Origin of the sequence: Nocardia farcinica, assembly GCF_029867845.1 — a bacterium.
Lineage (GTDB): Bacteria > Actinomycetota > Actinomycetes > Mycobacteriales > Mycobacteriaceae > Nocardia > Nocardia farcinica_A.
Genome location: NZ_JARWRU010000644.1, coordinates 1 through 1,651, shown reverse-complemented (window position 1 = coordinate 1,651; position 1,651 = coordinate 1). Strand labels below are relative to the sequence as shown.

The following is a 1,651-nucleotide window of genomic DNA, read 5'->3' as shown; positions in this document are numbered from 1 at the left end:
GGTGAACAAGCTGGCGCGCATCACGCGCGAGTTGCACCAGCAGCTGGGCCGTGAGGCCACCGACGCCGAGCTGGCGGCCGAGTCGGGCATCCCGGTGGAGAAGATCGCCGATCTGCTCGACCACAGCCGCGACCCGGTGAGCCTGGACATGCCGGTCGGCAACGACGAGGAGGCCCCGCTGGGCGACTTCATCGAGGATTCCGAGGCCACCTCGGCCGAGTCCGCGGTGATCGCCGGCCTGCTGCACCGTGACGTGCGCAGCGTGCTCGCGACCCTCGACGAGCGCGAACAGCAGGTCATCCGGCTGCGCTTCGGCCTGGACGACGGCCAGCCGCGCACCCTCGACCAGATCGGCAAGCTGTTCGGTCTCTCGCGCGAGCGCGTGCGCCAGATCGAGCGCGAGGTCATGTCCAAGCTGCGCAAGGGTGAGCGGGCCGACCGGCTGCGCGCCTACGCCAGCTGACCAGCCCGCCTGCCCCCGCCGGGGCAGCACACGAACACACGAAGAATGCCTGGCCGCTCCGAGGAGCGACCAGGCATTTTCTTTCGTCACCGCGAACCCCCGGCCCGTCCGCCCTACTCCGGGCGGGTGGGGCTCACGGGTCAGGCGGTCTCGAGTTCGACGTCGTAGTTGACCGTATCGCCCTCGACCGAGGTGACCGTCACGGTCAGGCCGCTGGTCTGCCCGTCGACGGTGAGGGTGCAGTCGAGCACCGCGCCGACCTCGCCCTTCAGGTCGTCGGGGCAGTCGATCTCGTCGGAGGGCTGTCCGAGCTGGCTCTCCAGCGTCTGGGCGACCGAGCGCTCCAGATCGGCCTCCTTGACCGTGGGCGTGGTCGAGCCGATGCTCACCGAGCAACCGGCGAGAGCGAGGCCGGCGAGAGCGACGATTCCGGCGAGACGAATCTTCATGGATTTACGACCTTCCTGGCGGGGAGCGCGCGGCCACGGTGGCCACGCGGTAAGTCCTCCCGTAGATCGGGGCGGCTCGGCCGGGCTGTTACCGGGCCCGGCCGAATTCCTGGGCAGTGTTTCCTGATCCGCGCTCGATACGCCGAATTCTGCCGCAGCAGGCGGCCTCAGGCGAGCCTGCGCGGCCCCTCGTCGAAACGGCTCGGTTCCGGCCCGATCCGCCCGCGCGCGTACAGGATCTCCGCCGAGGCGGGCGAGGCCAGCACCGGCTCGAAGGCCAGCTCGCGCATCTGTGGCAGATCGTCGAACAGCGCCGAGATGCGTTGCGTCAGCTCGATCAGCGCCGCCTTGTCCACCCGGGGGCTGACCGGGGTGCCCGACAACAACGGCGCCGCCCTCGGCGCGTCGATCAGCGCGGCCGCCTCGGCCTCGGTCAGCGGCAGCGCGCGATAGGCACGGTCGCCGAGCATCTCGATGATCGGGCCGGACAACCCGAACTCGATGACCGAACCGAACGACGGGTCGTCCTGCACCCGCAGGATGCAGCCGACGCCCTTGGTGGCCATCCGCTGGATGTGCAGCACCGGGTCGCCGCACATGCGGACCAGGTCGGCATAGGCCTGGCGCACCGCCTCGGGACGCCACAGATCCAGGCGCACCCCGCTGAGATCGGCGCGCTTGCGCCACAGTTCGCCGGTCGCCTTGGCCGCGACGGGATAGCCGAGTTCCTCGGCGGCCG

General features: G+C 70.5%; 3 protein-coding genes. 1 reads left to right on the top strand and 2 read right to left on the bottom strand.

Going from position 1 to position 1,651, the window contains the following annotated elements; genetic code table 11:
• The coding region (locus QH283_RS14275; protein ID WP_280503485.1) for a sigma-70 family RNA polymerase sigma factor at nt 1–463 on the top strand (463 nt) is incomplete at its 5' end.
• A gap of 140 nt (nt 464–603) precedes the next feature.
• Here the strand turns inward: QH283_RS14275 and QH283_RS14270 are convergent.
• The gene (locus QH283_RS14270) at nt 604–912 is read right to left on the bottom strand and encodes a DUF4333 domain-containing protein (RefSeq protein ID WP_280503484.1); all 309 of its coding nucleotides are present in this window, start codon (nt 910–912) and stop codon (nt 604–606) included.
• 167 nt (nt 913–1,079) lie between these two features.
• The coding region (locus QH283_RS14265) for an acetate--CoA ligase family protein (RefSeq protein ID WP_280503483.1) at nt 1,080–1,651 on the bottom strand (572 nt) is incomplete at its 5' end.